Raw genomic sequence first — 24,344 nt, 5'->3', positions numbered from 1 at the left:
GAATGACGCATCCCGACTCCCAATTTACTCGGTGGCAAGGTTGCAGACAGCAGTCGTCGAAAGTATAAAGTCTCTTTGTTACTCGACTGTGAAGACGTGATGACGATATGATCAATTCGCCGGCCGTGTGCCCGCTGCTGCAAACGGCGGCGCGCAGTTTAACGAGCAAATAACCCGCCTTTTAATTTTTCCTCATCGCCGCTGCCTATCCTATTGACGACAAAATGACGACCAGACCAAGACACGGAGGGCGGATGAAAATTGCCCACATCTCTGATCTTCACATCTGTGTGGAGAACAAGCCGGAAAATCTCATCAAAACGCGACGGCTGCTGGAGTGGGTGCTGGCCCGCGGTTGCGATCACCTCATCATCTCCGGCGACGTCAGCCATGATGCCTGCGCGGCGGACTTTGAAGCCCTGCGCGGGCTGCTCGACGAATACGGGCTGCTGGACTGGCGCCGCCTCACCATGGTCATCGGCAATCACGACATCTTTGGCGGCATTTACCTCGCCACCGACATCCCCGACTTTCCCGACCGCTGCCGCCGCACCAATTACACGGAACGGGTGCTGCAATTCGCCCGCTGGTTTTCCGAAGCCTTCCACCATACCCAACAACCCCTGGCCCCCCTGCCCTTTCCCTTTGTCAAAATACTCGATGAAGCTGTGATCTTCGGCGCCAACTCCATCGCCCCCTATTCGCCCCTGACCAACATCATGGCCGCCAAAGGCAGGCTGGCCGGCCGCGAGTTGGCGCAGCTCAAGCGTCTCATGACTGCGCACCGCCACAGCCACAAGCCCAAGCTGGTCGTGCTGCATCATCAATTTCGTTCGCGTTTCATGGCCCCGCCACCGCTGCGCAGCACGGTGGAAACGGTGTGGGACTTTTTGAATTTTCACTTCAACAAACTCTACACCAAAAGCCAGTTGCTCAGGCTGTTTGCCGAGCAGCGCGTTGACCTTGTGCTGCATGGTCACATTCATGTCAATGCCGGGTATGAGATCAACGGGGTGCGTTTTCTCAACGGGGGCGGATCACTTGAGGGCGGCCGCGCGCATGAGTTGCAGAGCAACTTTATCGCGATCGAGCAGGGAAACGTTGTGGTGAGCACCGAGTCCTGCCTGGTGGAGAGGCTGCCCCGCCGTCCAGCCTGGCTGGCACAGCGCTGGCAGCCGGAATATGCGATCGGTTGATCGGTTGAGCAGTGAGCATGAGTGGGGAGATGACGACTGGCAAAAAGATTCTGTTCGTCTGTGGCTCGCTGAACCAGACCACGATGATGCATCAGATCGCGCAGGCCCTGCCCGAATGCCAGGCTTTTTTCACGCCCTACTACAGCGACGGCCTACTTGGCTGGTTGAGTAAAACAGGCGCGCTGGATTTCACCATCCTGGCGGGGCAGGCCCGTGCCGCCACACTCGCTTATCTGGCCGAACATCGTCTGCGCCGCGATGACGGCGGCCGGCAGCAGCAGCAGTATGATCTGGCGGTCACGTGTTCGGATCTCATCATTCCCCGCAATCTCCGGCGCCTGCCGATCATCCTGGTGCAGGAGGGCATGACCGAGCCGGAAAATCTGATCTTTCATATGGTCCGGGTGTTGCGTTTGCCGCGGTACCTGGCCAACACCGCCATGACCGGCCTGTCGCATGCCTATCAAAAATTCTGTGTGGCTTCCGAAGGCTATCGCGAGCTGTTCATCCGCAAAGGTGTCGCGCCCGACAAAATTGCCGTCACCGGCCTCCCCAATTTCGATAATGCCGAGCAGTTTCGGCACAATGATTTCCCGCTGCGCGGTTACGTGCTGGCATTGACTTCGGCGCGGCGCGAGACCTTCAAATACGAGAATCGTCCGGCGTTCATCCGGCGGGCGCTGGCGCTGGCACAGGGCCGGCAGTTGCTGTTCAAACTGCATCCCAACGAAAATCATGCACGGGCCCGCCGCGAAATCACCCGTCTGGCACCGCAGGCACTCATTTTCACCGCGGGCAACACCAATCACATGATTGCCAATTGTGAAGTGATGGTGACCCGCTATTCCTCGGCCGTCTACATTGCGCTGGCGCTCGGCAAGGAGGTACATGCCGACCTCGACCGGGCAGTGTTGGAACAGCTGGCCCCCCTGCAAAACGGCGGCACTTCCGCACAGCGGATCGCCGCGATTTGCAGGAGTTACTTGAACAACCCGCAAGAGCATTGCTTTGCCCCCGGCCATGCGTAATGGCTTCCTGATCGTCGGCCTGGGCTCGATCGGCCGTGTCCACCTGCGCAATCTCATCGCCCTGGGGCAGAGGGACATCATCCTCTGCCGCACCGGCAAAAGTACGCTTCCCCCCGGCGAATTGAGCGAATTCCTCACCGTGTCTTCGCTGGAGCAGGCGCTGGAACGGCGGCCGCTGGCGGCTTTCATCACCAATCCGACTGCCCTGCACCTCCCCACGGCCATTCTGGCGGCGCAGGCCGGATGTCACTTGTTTGTGGAAAAGCCGGTCTCGCACACCGCCGAGGGCGTGCGGGCGCTGGCGCAGCTGGTGGCGCAGCAGCAGCTTTGCGCCCAGGTTGGTTTTCAATTCCGTTTTCATCCCGCCCTGCAACAGGTCCGGCTGTGGCTCAAGGCTGGTGCTCTGGGGCGGGTGATCTCCGCCCATGTGCATTGGGGTGAATATCTGCCCGACTGGCACCCCTGGGAGGATTACCGCCGCAGCTACAGCGCGCTCACCGCGCTCGGCGGTGGCGTGATTGCGACGCTCTGCCATCCTTTCGATTATTTGCGCTGGTTGCTCGGCGAAGTCGAGTCCGTCCTGGCGCTCAGCCACCACTCGGGCTGCCTGGCCGTCGAAGCTGAAGATCTGGCGGAGATCATTCTGCGTTTTGCCAGCGGCGTGATTGGCAGCATTCATCTTGATTATCTGCAACGTCCGCCGCGACACACGCTGGAGATCATCGGCGAGCTGGGCACCATCCGCTGGGACTACGGTAGCGCCACCGCGGATTTTGCCCATGCGGCGAGCGGCCAAAATTTTGTTTACCGTCCTGCCAATGGTTTTGAGCGCAACAGCATGTTCCTCGCGGAAATGCGGGAATTTCTCGCCTGCCTGGAGACGGCCGGGACACCCTCCTGTCATCTGCGCGATGGCATTCGTGCGCTCGAAATCGCGCTGGCGGCGAAACAATCCTCACAAGAACGAAGGGAAATACATGTCCAAAGATTGGTTTGATCTGCGTCATCGCGTCATCATTCTCACCGGCGGCGCGGGCTTGCTGGGCCGGGAGTATGCGCGGGCCTTGTCACAAGCCGGGGCACATGTGGTGGTGGCGGACATCGATGCCCGCGCGGCCCGGGAGGTCGTGGCGGAGTTGCCGGGCGCCGAGGGTTTGGCCGTTGCCACCGATGTCACCCAGCCGGCCTCGGTGCATGCCCTGGTGCGGCAAACCCTCGCCAAATTCGAACGCGTTGACGGTCTGGTCAACAATGCCGCTCTCGATCCCAAATTTGATGCTGGCCAGGCACACCGCCACAATCACCGGTTTGAAAATTACCCGCTGGAGCTGTGGCAACGCTCGCTGGCGGTCGATCTCACCGGCATGTTTCTCTGCAGCCAGGCGGTGGCGTTGCCGATGCTGGAACAACGGCGCGGCGTGATTGTCAACATTGCCTCGATCTACGGCCTGGTGGGGCCGGATCAACGCATTTATCAGCGGCCGGGGGAGGACGAACTGATGCGCTGCAAACCGGTCTCCTACTCCGTCACCAAAAGCGCGGTGCTGGGATTCACGCGCTATCTCGCCACCTACTGGGCCGGGAAGGGCATTCGCGTGAACACCCTCACCCTCGGGGGGGTTCAGCATGAGCAAGAACCGGAGTTTGTGCAGCGTTATCAAAATCGGGTGCCGCTCGGCCGCATGGCCGGTCGCGGGGAGTATTGCGGCGCCCTCATTTTTTTGCTCTCCGAGGCTTCGGCCTACATGACCGGCGCCAATCTCGTGGTCGATGGAGGCTGGACGGCATGGTGAGCAGCAAGCCCAAAGTGCTGGCCCTGGTCCCGGCGCGGGGCGGCTCGAAATCGATTCCGCGAAAGAACCTCAAGACGTTGGGGGGCTGCCCGCTGCTCGCCTACAGCATTGCCGCGGGTTTGCAGGCCGCGAGTGTCGATCGCGTCATCGTCTCGACCGATGATGCCGAAATTGCCGCAGTGGCACGCCAATGGGGCGCGGAGGTTCCTTTCCTGCGCCCGGCGCAACTGGCCCGGGATGACACCCCGGATTTTCCCGTGATCGTGCATGCGCTGCGCTGGTTGCAGAAGCGGGAAAAATATCATGCCGATGTTATTGTGCAATTGCGGCCGACCTCGCCACTGCGCCCGCCGGGAGGTGTTGATGACGGCGTCGCCCTGTTGCTGGGAAATCCCGCCGCCGATTCAGTGCGCGCGGTGAAACCCGCCGGTGAAAATCCCTACAAAATGTGGCGGCTGGAGCAGGGCTGGCTGGTGCCGTTGCTCGAAACGGGCCTGCCCGAGGCCTACAACATGCCGCGGCAAAAACTGCCGCCGACTTACTGGCAAACCGGTCATCTCGATGTCATTCGCGTGACAAGCCTGAAGCACAAACATTCACTCACCGGCGATCGCGTGCTGCCGCTGCTGGTCGATCCCCGGTATGCCATCGACCTCGACCAACCCGAGCAATGGCCGCTGGTGGAATGGCTGCTGGCGCATCTGCCCTTGCCGCTGGTCAGACCTTGCGCGGGCGGTACTCACGGCGGCGTTGGCAGACATGCCAGGCACCCTCTCACGCCCCAGCAGGTGCCGGTGCAACCACAGGAGGAGGCATGACTCAGCAAACATTATTGTGGGAGGAATTTCAGCGTCAGGGTTTCGTGCTGGTGCGCGGGCTTTTGACGCCGGAGGAAGTGCAGCAGTATGTCAGCCGTCTCGAAGCACTTTCCGGCATTCGGCGGGAAGATTTCTCCCGCGCACGCCACACCCCACCGGCCCTGCAAAAGTCATGGACGCTGCCCGATGGCGTGTCCAAGCAGCGGGATTTTTGGCCGTTGATCAGCGACGAGCGGCTGCTCACCGCTGTGCGCAGCATTCTCGGCAAGCCGATCCGTTATCTGCAGCACAGTGATTTGCACGTGGGGTTTTCCGCGATCGCCTGGCATCGCGACAGTGTGAATCGCGCCTATGGCGTCGGCCCGGACTGGGACGAAAGCGGGGCCGAGTATCAACTCGTGCGGGTGGGCATTTATTTGCAATCTTTCGCGGAGAGCAACTTTCGGCTGGGCTTCATCCCCGGCAGCAACCAGTGGGCGGAACGCCAGCGTTTCGGGCATCGCAAGCATCACGAGCTCAGGCTGCGGGTGTTGAGTGCGGCCAGCTTTCTCTCGCCAGCCTGGCAAATGCGGGCGGCGCGCGCCGTGTGGGTGGTGACGGAACCGGGGGATTGCATCATCTTTGACCCGCGGCTGTTGCATTCCGGCAGCGCCATCACCGGGCCGAAATATTCCATCTTTTTGGCCTACGGGATCGAAAACCATCATTTTGAGCGCCACTATCACTATTATCGTCATGTGCGGCGGGAACTGCAGTATGACGATCTCGCCCCGGAATTGGTGCAGCAGTTGCGCCTTCACAATCTGCTGGCCGGGGTGTCCACGGCCACGATGCCGCTTGCCGAAGCCTTTCGGCCCGGTTCCCTGTCGCAACGTGTTGCCCGCCACTTCACCGGCCGTCATTAATCCCACCCGGGCCGGGAGGAATTCCCTCCTCACGCAATCTGCGGGAGTGCCGTGCAGCCTGCTGGCAGGGCCGATGGGGTTAAGCGGAAAGCCGGGATTCGCCGGCGGACCGGAGGCGGCACAGCGCCGCAGGGACCGCAATCCAGGCGAGGCCAATCCCTGCCACCGCCGGATCATGGAAAAACCGGCCGCAGGGACTTGTCACAACCCGCTGCCGAGTTGAAACGTGCCGCGGCCATAATGCACCAACTTCCCGACATGCAGGATGGCGGCGAGTTCCAAATGGCGCAGAAGTTTTGGAGAGAGGAGAGTGGAGAGCGGAAAAGCATTGTGTGCCGATTATTTCGCCGAAACAATCCCGCCCCCGGCGGTTTCAAATCATACTGGCAGAAAGTGAGATTCAACGTTCTCGTAAAATAGAAAGCAGTTTTTGCTAATCGCATGAGCGATGAGCCAAAGGCCCTGTTCCCGCAAGCGCATGAGGTGGAAATCGTGCGGCTGCTGTCCGGGCAAATCTCCCCCCAGCCGCAGCATTTTTCCTGCAGCGAGGCCGCACCCACCACACGGGAGCATCCGCCACACTTCAATAAACTTCCAGCTCGTGCGCCAGCAGCCGATCTTGCTCGAACAAGAACCGGCCGTCAAAACGTTTGCCCGCCAGCATCTCTGGCAGCCAGAGACGATCATCGGCCCACATTTCCTCGTAAGGGATGCGATCGACGGGGGTCCACAGCGGCGTGGCTTCCTCGGTCTCCTGCGGCTGCCCCTCCCAGGCGGTGGCGGTGAATACCCGCACATGCAGCGACAGACCATCGACAAACTGGAAACTGAGCGTGCCGCGTTCCTCCACCGCCAGGGGCGTGATGCGCAACTCCTCCTGGACTTCGCGAATGGCGCACTGCTGCGGTGTTTCCCCGGGATCGATGCGGCCGCCCGGCGCATTGATCTTGCCGGCACCCAGCCCGCGTTTCTTGCGGATGAGCAGCAGCCGGCCGTCCTGCATGATGAACACCAGGGTGGCGCGCATGCGCGGCTGCCAGTTGGCCCAATCGATCTGATGGAGGCGCGCGTCATTGTGATTGTGATCGGCGCCGGGTTGGCTCATTGCTTGAAAATTTTCTTGAAGAACTGCTGCATGTCGGCCCAGGATTTTTCATCCGCAGCGCGGTTGTAACCCAGGGGCAAATTGAACTTCCTGCCCAGGCTGTCGGCTGCCGGGCTGGTGAAGCTGTGCCTGGCATCGGGATAAGAAATGAACTGGAAGTCGACCCCGGCGTCGGCCATCTCCTTTTTCAAAGCAGCAATCTGCTCGGCCGTGATAAATTGGTCTGCTTCGCCGTGGCACACCAGCACCGCGGCTTTTACCCTGCCCGGCTGGGCCGGCGTTTGCGTGGCATAGCTGCCATGAAAGCTCACCACGCCTTTGAGATCCACGCCCAGGCGCGCCATGTGCAGCACCACGCCGCCGCCGAAACAATAACCGATTGCCGCAATGCGGGTGGAGTCCGTGGTGCGGTGTCGCTTGAGCAGCGCCAACGCCGCCTCGAATCGCGCCCGGGCTGCCGGCAGGTTCTGCATCACCGCGCTGGCGAACTTGCCGGCTTCCTCCGGATGCTCGGCACGCCTGCCGTCACCGTACATATCGACGGCCAGCGCGGTGTAGCCGAGCTGCGCCAGCATGTCTGCACGTTTGCGGGCATAGTCATTGTGGCCCCACCATTCATGCACCACCAGAACGCCCGGGCAGCGGCCCTTCACCGCGTCGTCATAAGCGAGATATCCCTTCATCGTCACGCCGCCGGCAGCATAGGTCACCTCCTGATGACGGACTTCGGCGGATGCGGCAACCACGGCTGCCAGCCCCAGAAGGATTGCGGGACGAACCAGTTTCATAACTGCCTCCTTTGGTTGATGACCCTGCGGTGCTGCGGGTGGCGCATCACAACTTTGCAGGGCACACCTGCTCTGCCGGCGAATCACCCTGAATTGGGCGCTGAATATAACGATCACTCCGGCAATCCGCAATTGGGAATTTCCCCCGGCGTATCCGCTCTGCGCTGCTGCTCGAGTTTCGATTTGACATTCAAGCGATCATTGCCTACTTTTGCGCGCCGTGGGAAGATTCCAGACGAAAGGATCTCTGTATGCTGCGACCGACTGCGCTCACTATTGTCCTGGTGTCTTTGGCGGCGGTTCCTGCCGCACAGGCGCAAACCGGGGAGCCTGCCCAGCCGAGTTATCAGGTGGGCGAGACGATTGCGCCGGAGACTTTTGTCTACGACCGTCTCGGGCAAAAACACCGCCTGCTCGCGCTCGCCCGTCCGGATACCAAAGTCATCTACCTCCTGCTGTTTGGTGGGGCCAGCGCCAGCCCGGTGGAAACCTACGGCGGCATCTGGTGCAACGACTCCTTCAATGACCTGCCGATCTCCAACTACCTCTACCTCAAATATCGCGAGCGCGGGGTCACCTTCGTGGCCGTGGCCTGCCCGCCCGTTTACAGCGAGCAGGATTACGGCTATCCCGGTGACACCTTCCTCGCGCGGCCCGAGAGCGACCCGGCCTGGCAGCAGGAATTCGAACGCTTCGTGCAGGCCACTTGTGCCCTGCAGGACAATCACGTCATTCCGTTCGATCGCATCTATTTCGATCCCAAATTCCGGCTGCTGTTCAATCGCAAGAAGCACGCCGAGGGCGTGGCCTTCTCCGATTCGATTCTTCCGTGGATGGGCAAACTCAAACCGGCCAGCGACCGGCAGAGTCATTCCCTGCCCACCATCTGGCTGCTCTCTGCCAGCGGTGAAATCCTGCACGAACCCTTCGTGGGAAATCGCTACGGCACGGTCACCCAGCGCATCGTTTTCACCGTGCGCGAGGTCGAAGCGGCGTTGGAAAAAATCCTGCAGCACTGATCCGGCCATGTATCGCGAAGAACAATCCCCGCAGCCCCTGCCCCCGGCCGAGACCATCATCGGCAGAAACGTGGTGCGCAAAGAGGGCCAGGCGAAAGTCATGGGACAGGCACAGTATGTCGATGATCTCACCCATCCCGACATGCTGTACGGCAAAACCATCCGCAGCACGATTGCGCGCGGCACCCTCACCGCGATTCACTTCGACCCGGCTTTCGACTGGTCCGCCGTCGTGGTGGCCGACTATCGCGACATTCCCGGCCGCAACGTGGTGGCACTGATCGAAGAAGACCAGCCGCTGCTGGTGGAGCGTGAAATTCGACATCACGCCGAGCCCATCCTGCTGCTGGCCTGTCGCGACCGGGAGCTGCTGGAGCAGGCCGCACGCCACATTCAGATTTCCTACCAGGAGCAGCCGCCGGTGCTGGGCATGGAACAGGCCCTCGCCGCCGGGGAGCGTGGCGAAAGGGACCTGATTATCCGGCCGCCGGACAACGTCATCAAGAAATACCTGATCGAATGCGGCGATCTGGCGGCGGGATTCCGCCAGGCCGAGGTCATCGTCGAAGGCAGCTATCGCACCGGCTCGCAGGAGCATGTCTACATTGAACCGCAGGGCATGATCGCCATCCCCGGCGCCGACGGCTCCCTCACGCTGCAGGGTTCGCTGCAATGTCCCTATTACGTGCACAAGGCGATCAAGACGCTGTTCAATCTCCCCGACGACAAAGTGATCGTCATCCAAACCACCACCGGCGGCGGCTTCGGCGGCAAGGAGGAGTATCCCAACATGATCGCCGGCCACGCCGCGCTGCTCGCCTGGAAATCCGGCAAGCCGGTGAAGCTGGTTTATGACCGGCAGGAAGACATTGCGGCAACCACCAAGCGACATCCTGCGATCGTGCGCCACCGCACCGGCGTGACGCGCGACGGCCGGCTGGTGGCTGCCGACATCGATGTGATCATGGATGGCGGCGCCTACGCCACGCTGAGCGCGGTGGTGCTCTCGCGCGGCGCCATTCATGCGCTCGGCCCCTACCGCTGCCCCAATGTGCGCATTCGCGCCCGGGTGATGGCCACCAACACACCGCCCGCCGGCGCGTTTCGCGGCTTCGGCGCACCGCAGACTTGTTTTGCCTATGAGATGCAGATGAACCGCATTGCGCAAACGCTCGGCCTTTCCCCCCTCGAGCTGCGCCGAAAAAATCTCGTGCGGCCGGGCGACCTCACCGTTACCGGCCAGAAACTTTCGCTCAGCGTGAGCGCTGAACAAGTGCTGGAGGCGGCGGTGCAACACGCCCATTATGAAGCGGCGCGTGCGGCAGCGGCAAAATCATCGCACGGGCACAAACGCACCGGCGTCGGCCTGTCGCTGTTCTATCATGGCGCCGGTTTCACCGGCAGCGGCGAACGGCGGCTGCCCACCCGTGCCGGCGTGGAATTGCTGCCGGAAGGCAAAGTGCGTGTGCTCACCAGTTCCATCGAAATGGGCCAGGGCACGGAAACCGTTTTTTGTCAAATCGCCGCCGCCGCGCTGGGCATTTCCTATGACGATGTCATCTTTGCGCAGCCCAACACCGCGCGGGTGCCGGACAGCGGGCCGACCGTGGCCTCGCGCACCTGCATGATCGTCGGCAAAGCCCTGCAGGACGCCGCCCGCGAAATGAAAAGCCGCCTCGAAAGCTTTGCCGCAACCAAGTGGGACGCCCCGCTCGCCCGGCTGCACAACGGCGAATTGTGGCTCGATCACCGCAGCGCGATCAGCTTCGCGCACCTTGCCAGACAGTATTGTGAAGCCCGGGGCGCGCTCAAAGTGCTGCATGGTTACTCCCTGCCGCCCGACATCACATGGGATGATAACACCTATCGCGGCGATGCCTATCCGGTGTTTGGCTGGGGCGCCGACGTGGCCAAAGTCGAGGTCGATCTCGACACCTTCGAAATCAAAGTGCTCGAATGTGTCACGGCAATTGATTGCGGCAAGGCCCTGCATCCGCTGCTGCTGGAAGGCCAGATCGAAGGCGGGACGTTGCAGGCCGTCGGGCATGCCACCCTCGAACAGGTGATCATGGAAAACGGCCGGGTGCTCAACGATCGCATGGCCACCTGCCTCATTCCCACCGCCCTGGATGCGCCGGAGATGCGCGTGGTGCTGATCGAGAATCCCTATCCCTTTGGCCCGCACGGCGCCAAGGGCATTGGCGAGCTGCCGATGGATGGAGGCGCGGCAGCCGTGGCGGCAGCGGTGTGGCACGCGACCGGCGTGCTGCCGGAGGAAGTGCCGATGACTCCGGAAAAACTGCACGCCGCCCTCAGCCGGGCACTAGCGGCTCAGGGCGGAGACGCAACGGTGGCCGGCGCCATAGTGTGACCGACCCCGGATATGACACCAACCGGGAGTGCTTCTGCGCAATGGAAATTCACTTCGAGGTCAATGGCAAAGCCTGCCAGATGGATGTGCCGCCCATGAAGCGACTGCTCGACGTGCTGCGTGAAGATTTGCATCTCACCGGCACCAAGGAGGGCTGTGGCGAAGGGGAATGCGGTTCCTGCTCGGTGATCCTGAACGGTGAGGTGGTCAACTCCTGCCTGGTGCCCGCCTGTCAAGTGGAGGCGGGCACCATCCTCACCGTCGAGGGTTTGGCCGATGGCGGGCGGTTGAGTGCGGTGCAGCGGGCCTTTCTGGAGCACGGCGGCGCGCAATGTGGCATTTGCACGCCCGGCATGCTGATGGCCGCCACCGCTTTTCTCGAAGAAAATGTGACACCCGATCGTGAACAAATCAAAGCTGCGATCGCCGGCAATCTCTGCCGCTGCACGGGTTACACGAAAATCATCGACGCCATTGCGGCGGCCGCTCGTGGCCGGTTCGCAGCTCCGGCGTAAAGCAGCGCCCCTGCATTTGCACCCCATTCATTCGATTCGCGCGTCTGGATGATTGCAGCCATCAAAGCCTGGTCACCCCGCACCCTGGCGGAGGCCTACCAAATTCTGACGCAGGAACAGGGCCGCATCAAAGTGCTGGCCGGCGGCACCGACGTCATGGTTGCCCTGCAGGCACGCACGGAGTGTGCGCCGGCTTATTTGAATTTGTGGCCACTGGCGGAATTGCGCGGCATCGCGGAAACGCAGGACGCCGTGCGTCTCGGCGCGTTGACCACTTACACACAACTCATGCGCTCGACGCTGGTGCAGCAACAGGCGCCCATTCTGGTGGACGCGGCCGGCGTGATCGGCGCCCGCCAGATTCAGAATCGCGGCACGCTGGGCGGCAACATTGTCAATGCCTCGCCCGCCGGGGACACCCTGCCCGTTCTCGCCGTGCTCGAGGCCACCCTGGAACTGGGCAGTGCCCGTGGCACGCGGCTGGTCCCCTTCAACGCCTTTTACACCGGCTATCGCCAAACCGTGCTGGCCGCCGATGAATTGCTGCTCGCCGTCATCCTGCCGAAACGCCGGCCGCAGGAGCGGCAATACTTTCGCAAAGTGGGCACCCGCCAGGCGCAGGCCATTTCCAAGGTGGTGATGGCCCTGCTGCTGCAACAAACGCAGCCGGGGCGCGTGGATTTCATCCGCATTGCCTTCGGCAGCGTGGCGCCGACTGTGATGCGGGCGCCACGAACCGAAGCCGTGTTGCAAGATCAAATTCTCTCCCGCGATCGCATCGCCGCGGCGCGTGCGCAGGTGATGGCGGAAGTCCGGCCGATTTCCGATGTGCGCTCGACGGCGGATTATCGCCGCACGGTCGCGGGCAATATTCTCGCGAGGGCTTTGTATGACTGTGAGCAGGGTGATCAGCCTGCGGCACCGGCCGCTGCTTTTGCTGGCCCTGGGCAGTCTGGCGTGTGGCGGTGAAAAATTCCCGCTGCCCCAGCAGCCCGCGGACACCGGCGGATCGGTGGTGGTGAGCGATACGACCTACCTGCAACTGCGGCCGGTGTGGAACGCCGAAACCGGGTATGATCTCAATCAGCCGCAGGACATCCTGGTGGGGCGCGAGCCGTTGCTCTACATCGCCGACACCGGCAATGATCGCATTCTGATGCTGGATTTGGCCGGCAATCTCCTGGGGCAATCGCAACCCATCGACAATCCTCTCGCATTGGCCCAGGATTCCAGGTTGAATCTGCTGGTGGTGACCGGCAGCAACAAAATCTACCGCCTCAATCTGGTCGCAGTGCAGCATCGGATTGCGCAGGCAGCCGTACAAACGGTCTTTCACGAAATCGACAATCCCGACCGGCGCTACACCGGCATCGCCGCACAGTTGCAGGCGGTGCAGGGGCGTGCGGTCATCACCTATCTCGTCACGGCGACCGGCAACGAAAAGGAAGACAATCAAATACTGATCTTCCCGGAGAACTTTCAGGTGCGCGTGCCGGACGCGGCCAATCTCGAGGCCAATGGTTTGGGCATCATGTCCGTCTCCCAGCCCAGCGGCATCACGGCCCTGCGGGATTTTTCGCCGGATTTCATTTTTTGCATGACCGGCCAGAATTCCTTCAAGGTGCAATGGCTCACAGCCGGCGAATTCGGCTATGCGCCGCGGCTGAATCCCGCAGCGGGCAATTTTGATCTCTTTGCCGTGGACAAGTTTTCCCAGCCGGAAGATGTCACAGTCGACGCGGAGGGCAACATCTATGTCATCGACGCCGCGCGAAACAGGCTGTTGAAATTTTCAGCGAAGGGCGCGGAACGGCAATCGTTTGGTTCCGCCGGCTCCGGCGAAAAGCAATTCCACAATCCGCACGGCGTGGCCTTTTTTGACAAAACCCTTTACGTGGCCGATACCGGGAACAACCGCATTGTGCGCTTCAAGCTGTCAACGGAGGTGAGACCCTGAGGGCAGCGGGCAGGTAAAAATTTTGGGTTGTGTGTTGATTTGTGTGGGTAACGAATGGCAAGACGCCGGCCGCAGGGCTTGCACCAGTGCGCCTCCCGGGGCACGCGCCTGCCTGCTTCTGCTTTCTCCCGGGGAAAATGCACTCCAATGAGGTTCATCTTCCAGCTCACAAACCCCCGCCCTCCCCATTGCCCCGCGATGCGCAACGGGTTGTTGCCCGATTGAGTGACCGTGCCCGCTGCCAGATGTCTCCCCCAACTCTGCGCCATCCCACTGCCTGTGTGATCTCGTGGCATTCCCGACCTCGTGCCGGCCCGGCACATGCGCATGCCGGAAAAACACCTCAGGGAAAGCAATGGCCGCTCGCCGCTTCACCGCGCCGGAGATGCCCGGCAAAAGTGGCGGCCGCGAGATTGGCACCGCAAACGATCACACCGACCTTCCTGCCGGCCAGTTGCTCGCGCAGGGGCCCAAGCAGCGCCGCGGTGGCGGCGGCGCCGGCAGGCTCCACCGCCAGTTTCATTTCACGAAACAGGAGATAAAGCGCCGCACAGATCATCTCGTCATCGACCCGGACAAGCGCATCGACAAAGCGGCGGCACAGCGCAAAGCTGTAGGGTGCGGCATAAGGCGCGCCCAGGCTGTCGGCGATGGTGGTCACTGCCGCGATGGACTCGGGCTTGCCGGAGGCAAAGCTGCGGAACATCGTGTCCGCGCCGTAAGGCTCGACGCCGAAGATTTGACAATCCGGATTGAGCTGCTTCATCGCCGCGGCCACCCCGGCACAAAGCCCGCCGCCGCCTATCGGCACAACCACCGCCTGCAGCGCGGGACATTGCTCATAAAGTTCGAGACCGAGCGTGGCCGTGCCCAACGCGATCTCCGGACCTTCAAACGGATGAATGAGAACGCGTTCCTCCGCCGCCGCGATTTGGGCCGCAACAGTGAAGGCGGCGTGCACATTTTGCACCAGAACGACTTCGGCGCCATAGGAGCGACACAGCGCAACACGGGCAGGATCCGCATTCTGCGGCATCACCACCTTGGCCGTGGTGTGGAGCACTCCGGCGGCATAGCCCACCGCGGCCGCATGGTTGCCGGCACTCACCGCGGTCACACCCCGCGCCCGTTGCTCCGCCGTGAGAGCAAACATGCGGGTGAGCGCGCCGCGCGGCTTGAAGCTGCCGGTGTGTTGCAGCAACTCGAGCTTGAGGAAAACTTCCGTCCCTTTGGCAAAACAGCGGCTGTGCCATTGCCAAACCGGCGTGACGCGGATGAGATCGCCCAACATTTGCCGGGCGGAACGAATGGCAGCGAGGGTGGGAGCAGGATCGCGCAACACGGGATTGCCCGACGGTGGCAGAGGTCAACATAAAACTCACTGCTCCTGCCGGGCAAACGGACATGACGATTGCCCGGGAGCATTCGTGCAGGAATGAATCAGCGAACAAGCCGGACTCGTGCCCGCTTCAGTGCCCGTTCGGGACTATTGCAATTCCGGCGGTGCCGGGGTCTGCGAGCATGCTGGAAAAACCGGGAGTGTTGCTGCCACGGCCGGGCTGATGCAGGAGCCTCTTCTCCCACGTCCGCAATTTTGAACAGGCGGGAATTATGCGCCATGGGACAGGAGTGACAGAACTAAAAGCAAGCGGGATCGTCGCTGCAGCAATCCTGTCAATCCTGTCGATTCAGTCCTGTTGTCTTTCACCGCTTGCGGCGGCGCAGCAGCCACAACGGAAGCAGGAAAAAGGCGATATTCAGTGGTGTGCCCAGCGCGAATCGGGTGGTGGCACTGGCGCCGTTGAGCGCCACGGCCTGCTGGCCACAGCAACCGCCCCCGTCACCCGGATCCGGCTCGCTCGAGATCTTGAAGTTGTAGGTCGGGCCGAGCGTGCGATTGCCCTGATCATCGGTCGCGAGCACCATGTAACTGATCTCGGTGTTCAGGGGCTGGCCGGGAATGCCGGCGGAGTACATGTCCGGCGTGCCAGTGGGCGTCATATTCAGCGTGTCCGCCGCGCCGCCGTTGAGCATGTAGAGCAATTGCACGCGCGCTACGCTGCCGTCATCCACCACACCCGTTTCCACCGGATAAGGCCCGCTGGTGTTGGTGGTATTGCGCCAATCCGTGGTCAGGGCGATCACAGGATTGGTGGAGAGGGCATTGGCCGCGTTCAAACGACCGCCACTCACCATGCGGTCGATGAAAGCGGATTTGCGATCAACCCCACCCAGCACGCGGATGATCACCTGCTGCGCGGTGAGCTGGGGATACTTCGCCCACACCAGCGCGCACACGCCGGCAACATGCGGGGTGGCCATGCTGGTGCCGCTCAGCAGTTGATAGCGGTTCAACGGCCGGCAGCTCAGAATGCTGGAGCCGGGCGCGGCCAGATCGACGGTCGCGCGGCCATAATTCGAAAAGCTGGAGAGATTGTCATTGCGGTCGGAGCTGGCCACCGCGACCACGTTGGCCACGCTGTAGTTGGAGGGGTAATTGGCGGTGACGTCATTGTTGAGGCCGTCATTGCCCGCCGCCGCGACGAAAATCACCCCGTGTTGATTGGCATACTTGATGGCGTCTTCGAGCGTCTGCGAGGCCTCCCCTCCGCCCCAACTGTTGCTCAGAACCCTGGCGCCGTTGTTCACTGCATAGATGATGGCTTCCGCCGCCGCCGCCGTGGTGCCGGAACCGTCCTGTCCCAAAAACTTCAGCGGCATGAGCTTCACCTGCCAGTTGACGCCGACCACGCCCTTGCTGTTGTTGCCGATCGCGCCCAGCGTGCCGGCGCAATGCGTGCCGTGATCATTGTCATCGTAGGGATCGTTGTTGTTGAAGACAAAATTCCAGCCGCGGAAATCATCGATGTAGCCGTTGCCGTCGTCATCGATGCGGTTGTTGGCCTTGGTTCCGCTTTCCCCGGGATTGTTCCAGATGTTGGCCTTCAAATCCTCGTGGTCATAATCGATGCCGGTGTCGATGATGCCGACAATGAGAGTGGGATCGCCGGTGGTCAGGCCCCAGGCCTCGGGCGCGTCGATGTCGTTGTCGTTGGATTGGTGCATGCCATAAAGTTCATTGAAGCGCTCGTCATTCGGAAAAACCGGGGGCGTGGCCGGTGCGCCGTAGATGTAGAGTTTGTAATTCGGCTCGGCATACTCCACTTCCGGCCGGCCGCGGAATGCCTGCAACACGGCCTCCAAATTCCGCCCGGCCGTGATGCGGCCCAGCATGAATTGCTGATTGCCAAATGTTTTCACCCGTGCCAGACCGATGGCGGCCAGAGCGTTGACATCAACCGGCCCCGGGGTTTTGTACTTGACAATGATTTCACCGGGAACGATCTCCGGCTTGTTGCGAAACGAGGGCTGACCAAAGGCTTGTACGGCATAACCGGTCAACAGCACCGCCACCAGCAAACCTCTGCCGAGTTCCTTCATGAGATGGTCTCCTTGCTTTAGTAAAAAAGCGCTGCTCCCCTGTTCGGCGCCGCGAGCAGGGCAAGGGAACGATCATGCCACCAAAGACAACAAGTGCCGGCGCATTTCTCGAAGTTTTGCGGCATCTTCCCGGGCGGGGGCAGTGAACTTGCCGCCCGTCATGTCCTACGGCCATAACCAAATTTTCCGGACGCTGAACAACACGGTGGCGTGCTGATTTTTCAGCGGTGGCAATCAGTGTCTCCATGATCTTTGCGGCCACGATGGTGCTCTTCCGGATCATGCCACCAGCGCGCAAGATGCCGGCAGCAGGCGGCAACAGGCGCCGATTCTTTCAAACAATTTCCCGATCACCCCGGGGCAAACCCCACCGCCGGGTTGTGCCGGCTCAGAGGATTGGATTGATCAATTCCCCGAATCCCGAAATGCTGGTGACCATCACCTCGCCGGGATGCAACGGCCCCACGCCCTCGGGCGTGCCGGTGGCGATGATGTCGCCCGGCTGCAGCGTGCAAAAGCGCGAGACATAGCTCACCAGCTCGGCCACCGGAAACACCATGTCCGCCGTGGTGCCGTTTTGTCGGATTTCACCGTTGATCGTGAGCTTGATGGTGAGCGCCTGCGGATCCGCGACACAGCCGCGCGGGATGAGATAGGGCCCCACCGGGCAGAACGTGTCGAAACTCTTGGCGCGAAACCAGGGCAGGCCCGCGGCGGTGTCCTTCTGCTGCAGCTCGCGCGCGGTGACGTCGTTCAAAATCGTGTACCCCGCCACATGCTCCAGCGCCGTACGGCTGCTGAGGTTCGAACCGGCTTTGCCGATCACCACCGCCAGTTCCGCCTCGTGGTGAATCGCGCCGACCTTGGCGGGCAGCCGCACGGCTTCCTGATGGGCGATCAATGCCGAGGGCGATTTGCAGAAAAAGATGGGTTCGGACGGCAGCGGATTTTTGAGCTCGCGGGCATGTTCGCGATAATTGCGGCCGATGCCGATGATTTTTTGCGGCCGTGCCACCGGCACCTGAAAGGCATGCGCTTCGCTGAGAATCAAATCCTGCAACGGCCGGAACTCCTGCAGCGTGAGAAAAACCTCATCGAAGGTCTCGACATGGAACACGTCGATTTCCAGCATCACCTGCAGGAAATTGAGCTGGGGGGCTTTGTTTTTGAGCTTGATCTGTTTGAACAAATCCCAGGCGCGGGAAAAATTGTAGGCCACGGGGGGGGTGCCCGAACCGGGCTCACTCCACTCCACGCCGATCATGGGAAGATTGTTCTTGTCGAGATAGGCAAATGCGCGGGTCACGTGCGGTCCTTTTCGCTGGGATGCCTGCCGCCCTGCTGCCGGCCCTGCCATCGCCCGGCGCCACGGCGGCGCAACGCGGGGTGAATCAAACCGGCGGCGTTCGCGAGAAGCGTTCTTCCGCCGCAAAATCGCCGGCTATGGTAGCAACAAATGCCTCCAAAGGCAAGCCCAAATTTGGCGGGAAGATAATCCCTCAGTTATCTGGTTGGTTCGGTAACGTGTGGAAGGCGCGCAACACTCCCTGCCCGTGGAAAAGATTTCTGCGCTACTCCGCCACACGTCACTGCGGCATTGCGCGGGAGGCAAATGCGGTGATGATTGCAAGCGACAACCGGCATGTCATGTTTTCAGGGAGGCCCCCGCGGAGAGTATCGATTCCGCGGCAGAGTTCTCCACCAGGCAGGATTTCGACAGATGCACCCGTTTTTTCACCGTCAAATTTGATCTGCCACGGCCTGGCCGTGGCATGCCGGCCGAAAGCCTCCGCAGGATCGCAAGATCAAGCCACGGTCAAACCGTGGCGAGACGAGAGGAGCTCTTTGCGAAGCCGCCGCAGCTTTGCGTCCCTGCGAGTTTTTGGTTTTTGATTTTATCGCTTCGCCAAAGCTGGCAGCCGGCGCCACGGCATCTTCAGGGGAAATCTGAGAGGCGGGAGAATTCCTGCCGGCTCCAATCGCAGCTTCGCGGCATGCGTGCAGAATGATTTTCCCACGCTGTCGGCGCAGGCAATTTGCGCTTGGAAAAGTGGGCGCCACCGGCTTATTTTTCCGCGCAAACCGTGCTGCTGTTTTGTTGCTTTGCTGGCACAGGCAATCCCGAATGCCGGCGAGTCTGATGCCGACGGCATTTTCGTGATACTGTGCCTGCACACCCGTACCGTGATAACGCGGCACAGACCCTCTGTCCGCCGGCAGGTTGGAAGCCTGCGCCACGGCATTTGCGTGGCAAACAAAAAACGAACGCACAGTCGCCGGGAGATCAGGCTGCAAAATTTTTCCTTGCGACTTTGTGATGTCTCGGCTGCGCATTTCAAAAAACTTTTTGCACTCCCCTCGCGACAAAAAGGCAGTGTGGCGAACATACTTTTCCCGGCACCCGTGGCGTTTTCAAGCACACCATTGCGGGATCCGCAAGCTGCCAGGACGGGACATTTCAAACCCGCTCTCGCGGCACGAAAATGACCGCCCGCCAGCCAAGATGAACTCCGGCAAACTACAGCAGCGCGGCCTCTGCGCACTACTCGCATTTTACTTCGCGGTGCAACTGATCTATGTCGTCTTCTTTCCCCTGCCGTTCGAGAATGATTCGCTGGAGCATTATCGTCTGGCGCAGGAATGCCTGGCTGCCGGCCGGTGCTATCCCCTGCCGCAACACCGTTTCAGCGATTACATCCTGGCGCCGGTGTACATCAACTTTCTCATCGGCCTGCTCGCGCTGCACAACTCGCCGGCCACGATTCTGTTTGCCAATCTCGTGCTCAATGCCCTCCAGCTTTTTCTCCTTTACCGGCTCGCGCGCAAAATTTTGGAGCGGAAACACTGGGCGCGGCTGGTGGTCGTGCTCTACGTTCTCTACCTCACCAATCTCGGGCTGGTGTTGCACAATCTCACGGAACTGTTGTTTGGCGTGCTGTGCCTGGCAAGTCTCAATCTTTATCTCCACCGGAGTTGGCGGGCGGCGGTGCTCGCCGGGGTGTCATTGGCTCTGGCCATCGGCGTGCGCCCGTTCGGCTGGGCTTTGCTGCTCGCCTGTTTCACCGTCGAGGTCCCGGGCTTGTTGCGGCGCCGGCAGTGGCGCGCACCCATTCTCGGACTGGCCGGCAGCGCGTTCGCCGTGCTGGCGGTTTTGGGCGGCCTGGGCGAACGCGCGGTGGGCGAATTCGTTTTCACCTCCACCACCGGCCCCGCCAATTTGCTGATGGGCGCCAACGATCTCGCCAACGGCGCCTACAACAAGCGCGTCTTCGCCGCCGGACAACCGGGCGAGCTTGCGGCGGACAGTGCCATGACCTTCGTGGCCAAGGGCGATTTCTGGACGGCGCAAGCCCTGCGCTGGATTCGTGCTCATCCCCTGAAATGGCTCGCGCTCCTCCCGCGCAAATTGTTCCACCTTTTTGCGCGTGACGATTGGGCGATCAATGCCCTCACGCACAGCCACGCCTGGAATCTCTATCGCATTGGCAAAATGCTGCAGGCCGGCAGCTTCCATGAAATTCTGGCGGGGGAATCGCTGTGTTTCAAAGCGGGATTCCTTGTGCTGCAATGCGTGCATCACATCTGCTATTTTTTCCTGCTTGCCCTCGTGCTCTGCCAGGCGGTTCAGGTGCTCACCAGCAAATCCGCCTTCTGGCGGGAGCGCTTTGCCGTGCTCTATCTCTTCAGCCTTTTCGGCCTGGCCATGAATCTTCTCACCGTCGGGGACCCGCGCTACAAATATCCCTATTTCATTCTCTGGCTCGTCACCATTCCGCCGGCGTTGCGCGCCCTCGGCGCGAAACGTCACGGTCGCGGCGCAACGACCGCCGGCGCAAGTCCGCCCGCCGGAAAATCCGTTTGACTTTCGCGCTCTCCCTCCTTACTTTGGGCCGCAATTCTGACCGTCACACCTCATTTTAGGATGAACCCGTGCTGGTCCCAGCGCTTTTGCTTGTCATTCTGGCGGGAGGCGTGCTGTTGATGTATCTCAAGCGGCTGTCAGCCATGCTCGCCCTGCCACTGATGGCGCTGCTGTTCGCACTGGCTGCGGGGGTGCCCGGGGACTATCTGCTCGAGCACGTCTTGCAAAACGGGCCACTGACGTTCGGCCCCACTCTGCTCGCCACCATCTTTGGCGGTGTGCTCGCGATGTTCATCAAAAATCGCGGCGGCGTTGAACTGATGATCCGCTACACCGCCGAGCTGATTGGTGACCGGCCGCTGGTGCTCGCGCTCAGTTTGATGTTCATTACCGCCGCCATTTTCGTCGTGCTCGGCGACCTGGGCACCGTGATTGTGGCGGGCTCGATCATTCTGCCCATCATGCTCAATGCCGGCATTCCACCGGTGACCGCCTCGGCTGTCATGATCATTGGCTTGTCAATGGGCGGCATGCTCAACCTGCGCAATTGGCAGCTTTACGTCAACGTGCTCGGGGTTACGCCGGTCCAGGTGCGTGCTTTCGCGCTGGTGATGGTGGCCCTGTTTGCCGTGTTCGGTCTGGCCTTCTGCCTGTGGCATCTGCGGCCCGGCCGGCTTCACCGTTTCGCCACCATCGCCGCGGCGCCGGTCAAACCGCCGTTGCAACGACTGGCCTTGTTCACGCCGCTCGTACCGCTGCTGCTCGTTCTGGTGCTGGATTGGCCCATCGTGCCGGCTTTCCTTGCGGGACTGTTGTTTGCGATCATCGCTTCCAGCTTCGAGGGCGAGCTGGCGCTGACATCGTTGCTCGTTTTGCTGGCGAATCTGCTGATCATTCCCGGCCTGTTGCCACAACCCGGCCGCACGGCGCTCAGCCCCGCGACCACGGCCGTGGCGCTGCTGCCGTTCTTTTCCTGGACGATCTACCGGCTGGTGCGCAGCCTGCGACGCGGCAAACTGCGCCGCATCTTTCCCGCCATTCTGCCGCCGCTGCTGCCGCTCTATTTGATTTTTGGAATCAAAATGGAAGCCACGCTGGCGTTCCTCGCCGGCATGCTGATCGCCATTCTGCTGACGATTCGCCGCGAAGCGGTGCAGCTTCTTACCAAGTCGATCCTCGAGTGTTTCGAAAGCACCGGCCCGGCGCTCTTCCTGATCACCGGCATCGGCATGCTGCTGGCCACGGTGAAACACGAAAACATCGCCGGCGCGTTCCACACCCTGCTGGCTCCCCTGCTGCCGGCCGGCGGAATGCCGCGGCCGGCCTTTGTGTTGATCTTTGGCCTGCTGGCCCCGCTCACCCTCTACCGCGGGCCCTTGAACATCTGGGGTCTGGGCAGCGGCTTTGCCGCCATCCTGCTGGCCGCCGGCGCCCTCTCCACCGAACAGATCATGGCCATGCTGCTGGCGGTGGGTGCGCTGCAGGCCGTGTGCGATCCCACCAACAGCCACAACTTTTGGATCGCCAGTTTCACCCGGGTGGAGGCCGTGGAGATCACCAGGTCCACGCTGCCGTTCCTCTGGCCGCTGGTGTTCGCCGCCCTGGTGATCGCCGGCTTCATGTATTTTTGATTGCTTTCCTGTGCAAGACACATGTCCGGTACGCTGCAAAACAAGCTCGACAATCTTCCCCTGAAACCCGGCGTCTATCAATTCAAAGACCGCGCCGGCAAGATCATCTATGTGGGCAAGGCCAAAGTGCTGCGTCACCGCGTGCGCTCCTACTTTCAAGAGAGCCGGCCGCTGGATGTCAAAACCGCCCGGCTGCGCAGCCGCATCGCCGACCTCGAGATCATCGTCACCGATTCCGAAATGGAAGCGCTGATTCTCGAGATGAATCTCATCAAGGAATACCGCCCGCGCTACAACGTCAATCTGCGCGACGACAAAAGCTTCCCCTACATCCGCGTCACCAATGAACTGTTTCCGCGCATTTTCCCGACGCGCACGCTCGTCAAGGATGGCTCGCAATATTTCGGCCCCTACACCGACGTCGGGCAAATGAAAGCGCTGCTGCGCACGATCAAACGCATCTTCCCGATCCGGAGCTGCAACTATCATTTCACCCCGGAAGTCATCGCGAAAAAGAAATACAAGCTTTGCCTGGATTACTACATCAAAAAATGCGACGGCCCCTGCGAGGGCCTGGTTTCCGCCGCCGAGTACGGCCAGGTGGTGCAGCAGGTCGTCAACTTCATCAACGGTCGCGACCGGCTGGTGGTGAAGGAGATGCAGGAAAAAATGCTGGCGCTGGCGGAAAAACGGCTGTACGAGCAGGCCGCCAAACTGCGCGACCGCATCCGCTTCATCGAAGAATTCCAATACCGCCAGAAAGTCGTCACCGCTGATCTCACAGACCGGGACATCGTGGCGGTGGCGCTGGAGGATGAGGATGCCGCCGGCGCCGTGTTCAAAGTGCGCGAGGGCAAAATCATCGGCCGGCAGCACTACTATCTCAACGGCGTGTTTCAGGAGCCGTATGAAAACGTCGTGGCTGCCTTCACCAAGCAGTATTATCTCAAAGCTGATTTCATCCCCGAGGAGATCATTCTGCCGGTCGAAATTCCGGAAAGCGAGGAGGTGCGCGCCTGGCTGGAGCTGCAGCGCCAAGGCCCGGTGCGCCTGGTCACACCGCGGCTGGGCGAAAAGGCCAAACTGGTGGAAATGTGCGGCAAAAATGCCCATCTGCTGCTGCAGGAATTGAAGCTGCAGAAGATGAAGGCCAGGCTCAAACTGCCGCACAGCGTGGTGGCGCTGCAGCGCGATTTGCGGCTGGCGCAACCGCCGCGCCGCATCGAGTGTTTCGACATCTCCAACCTCCAGGGCACGGATCCGGTGGCGGCCATGGTCACCTTTGAAGACGGCCGGCCGAAAAAATCGGATTACCGCAAATTCAAAATCCGTGGCACGCAGACCCCCGATGATTTCGCCATGATGGCCGAAGCGATTGAACGCCGCTATGCCGGCACGCTGGCGAAGAAGCTGCCCCTGCCCGATCTCATCCTCGTCGATGGCGGCAAAGGCCAGCTCAATGCCGCGCTCGCCGTGCTGCAGCGGCTCGAGCTCAACCTGCCGATTGCCGCGCTCGCCAAGCGTCTGGATGAAGTGTTCGTGCCCGGCGCTGCCGAGGCGCAAAACATTCCGCGCACCTCCTCCGGGCTGAAGCTGCTGCAGCAACTCCGCGATGAAGCACACCGCTTCGGTGTCACGTTTCACCGCAGCCTGCGGCGCAAGCGCACCACGGCCTCCGAGCTGTCGAAGATTCCCGGCGTTGGCCCGGCGCGGCGCAAGGCTCTGCTGAAATTTTACGGCTCGCTCGCAGGCGTGCGCCAGGCCTCGGTCGACGAACTCCTGCTGGTCAGCGGCATCACCCCCGCCCTGGCACAGCGCATTTGGGATTATTTTCACACGGAGAGCGCCCGGCAAGAAATGCCCGCTGACGAAGAATGAGCTGCTTCTTTCCGCGCACGGCAGGTGCTGCAACCCG

19 protein-coding genes are annotated in these 24,344 nt (G+C 61.3%); 14 read left to right on the top strand and 5 right to left on the bottom strand.

Features of this window, described 5'->3' with window-relative positions; genetic code table 11:
• The first annotated feature begins 254 nt into the window (after positions 1 to 254).
• From ONB52_00155 to ONB52_00130, 6 genes are read left to right on the top strand one after another with little or no spacing between them, the layout of a single operon-like run.
• Positions 255 to 1,196, top strand: a complete 942-nt coding sequence (locus ONB52_00155) for a metallophosphoesterase (protein MDZ7414548.1) — start codon at positions 255 to 257, stop codon at positions 1,194 to 1,196.
• A 29-nt stretch (positions 1,197 to 1,225) separates the two neighbouring features.
• Positions 1,226 to 2,224 (top strand): hypothetical protein, encoded by a 999-nt coding sequence (locus ONB52_00150; GenBank protein ID MDZ7414547.1) that lies wholly within the window; start codon positions 1,226 to 1,228, stop codon positions 2,222 to 2,224.
• Complete coding sequence (locus ONB52_00145) at positions 2,217 to 3,221, top strand: Gfo/Idh/MocA family oxidoreductase (protein MDZ7414546.1); 1,005 nt, start codon at positions 2,217 to 2,219, stop codon at positions 3,219 to 3,221. The genes ONB52_00150 and ONB52_00145 overlap by 8 nt, the downstream gene beginning before the upstream one ends.
• Entirely contained in the window at positions 3,202 to 4,017 is an 816-nt protein-coding gene (locus tag ONB52_00140; GenBank protein ID MDZ7414545.1) for an SDR family oxidoreductase, read from the top strand. The genes ONB52_00145 and ONB52_00140 overlap by 20 nt, the downstream gene beginning before the upstream one ends.
• Positions 4,011 to 4,835, top strand: coding sequence for an acylneuraminate cytidylyltransferase family protein (locus ONB52_00135; protein ID MDZ7414544.1), 825 nt, complete (start codon positions 4,011 to 4,013; stop codon positions 4,833 to 4,835). The genes ONB52_00140 and ONB52_00135 overlap by 7 nt, the downstream gene beginning before the upstream one ends.
• Positions 4,832 to 5,740, top strand: a complete 909-nt coding sequence (locus tag ONB52_00130) for a phytanoyl-CoA dioxygenase family protein (GenBank protein MDZ7414543.1) — start codon at positions 4,832 to 4,834, stop codon at positions 5,738 to 5,740. The genes ONB52_00135 and ONB52_00130 overlap by 4 nt, the downstream gene beginning before the upstream one ends.
• A 583-nt stretch (positions 5,741 to 6,323) precedes the next feature.
• On the opposite strand, the gene ONB52_00125 is transcribed toward ONB52_00130, so the two are convergent.
• The gene (locus ONB52_00125; protein MDZ7414542.1) at positions 6,324 to 6,845 is read right to left on the bottom strand and encodes an 8-oxo-dGTP diphosphatase; all 522 of its coding nucleotides are present in this window, start codon (positions 6,843 to 6,845) and stop codon (positions 6,324 to 6,326) included.
• A complete protein-coding gene (locus tag ONB52_00120) occupies positions 6,842 to 7,633 on the bottom strand; it encodes a dienelactone hydrolase family protein (GenBank protein MDZ7414541.1) in 792 nt (263 codons plus the stop codon). The genes ONB52_00125 and ONB52_00120 overlap by 4 nt, the downstream gene beginning before the upstream one ends.
• 251 nt (positions 7,634 to 7,884) lie before the next feature.
• Here ONB52_00120 and ONB52_00115 point away from each other — a divergent pair, with 251 nt between their 5' ends.
• The 5 genes from ONB52_00115 to ONB52_00095 are packed head-to-tail and all read left to right on the top strand — an operon-like array spanning position 7,885 to position 13,495.
• Positions 7,885 to 8,652: a hypothetical protein gene (locus tag ONB52_00115; protein ID MDZ7414540.1), complete on the top strand. Its 768-nt coding sequence runs from the start codon at positions 7,885 to 7,887 to the stop codon at positions 8,650 to 8,652.
• A 7-nt stretch (positions 8,653 to 8,659) separates the two neighbouring features.
• Positions 8,660 to 11,023 (top strand): xanthine dehydrogenase family protein molybdopterin-binding subunit, encoded by a 2,364-nt coding sequence (locus ONB52_00110; GenBank protein MDZ7414539.1) that lies wholly within the window; start codon positions 8,660 to 8,662, stop codon positions 11,021 to 11,023.
• 41 nt (positions 11,024 to 11,064) lie between these two features.
• Positions 11,065 to 11,538: a (2Fe-2S)-binding protein gene (locus ONB52_00105; protein ID MDZ7414538.1), complete on the top strand. Its 474-nt coding sequence runs from the start codon at positions 11,065 to 11,067 to the stop codon at positions 11,536 to 11,538.
• Between the two features lie 48 nt (positions 11,539 to 11,586).
• A complete protein-coding gene (locus ONB52_00100) occupies positions 11,587 to 12,507 on the top strand; it encodes a xanthine dehydrogenase family protein subunit M (protein MDZ7414537.1) in 921 nt (306 codons plus the stop codon).
• Positions 12,428 to 13,495, top strand: a complete 1,068-nt coding sequence (locus ONB52_00095) for an NHL repeat-containing protein (protein ID MDZ7414536.1) — start codon at positions 12,428 to 12,430, stop codon at positions 13,493 to 13,495. Before ONB52_00100 ends, ONB52_00095 begins: the two co-directional genes overlap by 80 nt.
• 343 nt (positions 13,496 to 13,838) lie before the next feature.
• Here the strand turns inward: ONB52_00095 and ONB52_00090 are convergent, their stop codons facing one another.
• The 3 genes from ONB52_00090 to ONB52_00080 form a co-directional block, all read right to left on the bottom strand.
• The gene (locus ONB52_00090; GenBank protein MDZ7414535.1) at positions 13,839 to 14,837 is read right to left on the bottom strand and encodes a threonine/serine dehydratase; all 999 of its coding nucleotides are present in this window, start codon (positions 14,835 to 14,837) and stop codon (positions 13,839 to 13,841) included.
• A 362-nt stretch (positions 14,838 to 15,199) separates the two neighbouring features.
• Positions 15,200 to 16,936 (bottom strand): S8 family serine peptidase, encoded by a 1,737-nt coding sequence (locus tag ONB52_00085; GenBank protein ID MDZ7414534.1) that lies wholly within the window; start codon positions 16,934 to 16,936, stop codon positions 15,200 to 15,202.
• Positions 16,937 to 17,324: 388 nt separating this feature from the next.
• Positions 17,325 to 18,242 carry a fumarylacetoacetate hydrolase family protein gene (locus tag ONB52_00080; protein MDZ7414533.1) on the bottom strand — a complete coding sequence of 306 codons (918 nt, stop codon included), beginning with the start codon at positions 18,240 to 18,242 and terminating at the stop codon, positions 17,325 to 17,327.
• Positions 18,243 to 19,439: 1,197 nt separating this feature from the next.
• Between ONB52_00080 and ONB52_00075 the strand changes: the two genes are divergently transcribed.
• The 3 genes from ONB52_00075 to uvrC all read left to right on the top strand — a co-directional run bounded on the left by ONB52_00075 (position 19,440) and on the right by uvrC (position 24,307).
• The gene (locus tag ONB52_00075; protein MDZ7414532.1) at positions 19,440 to 20,798 is read left to right on the top strand and encodes a hypothetical protein; all 1,359 of its coding nucleotides are present in this window, start codon (positions 19,440 to 19,442) and stop codon (positions 20,796 to 20,798) included.
• Positions 20,799 to 20,866: 68 nt separating this feature from the next.
• Entirely contained in the window at positions 20,867 to 22,429 is a 1,563-nt protein-coding gene (locus tag ONB52_00070) for a hypothetical protein (protein ID MDZ7414531.1), read from the top strand.
• A gap of 21 nt (positions 22,430 to 22,450) precedes the next feature.
• Positions 22,451 to 24,307, top strand: coding sequence for an excinuclease ABC subunit UvrC (gene uvrC, locus ONB52_00065; GenBank protein ID MDZ7414530.1), 1,857 nt, complete (start codon positions 22,451 to 22,453; stop codon positions 24,305 to 24,307).
• Positions 24,308 to 24,344 lie beyond the last annotated feature (37 nt).

It is taken from the genome of candidate division KSB1 bacterium (assembly GCA_034506255.1).
GTDB lineage: Bacteria > Zhuqueibacterota > Zhuqueibacteria > Zhuqueibacterales > Zhuqueibacteraceae > Coneutiohabitans > Coneutiohabitans thermophilus.
This window is presented reverse-complemented; position numbering and strand designations above follow the sequence as displayed.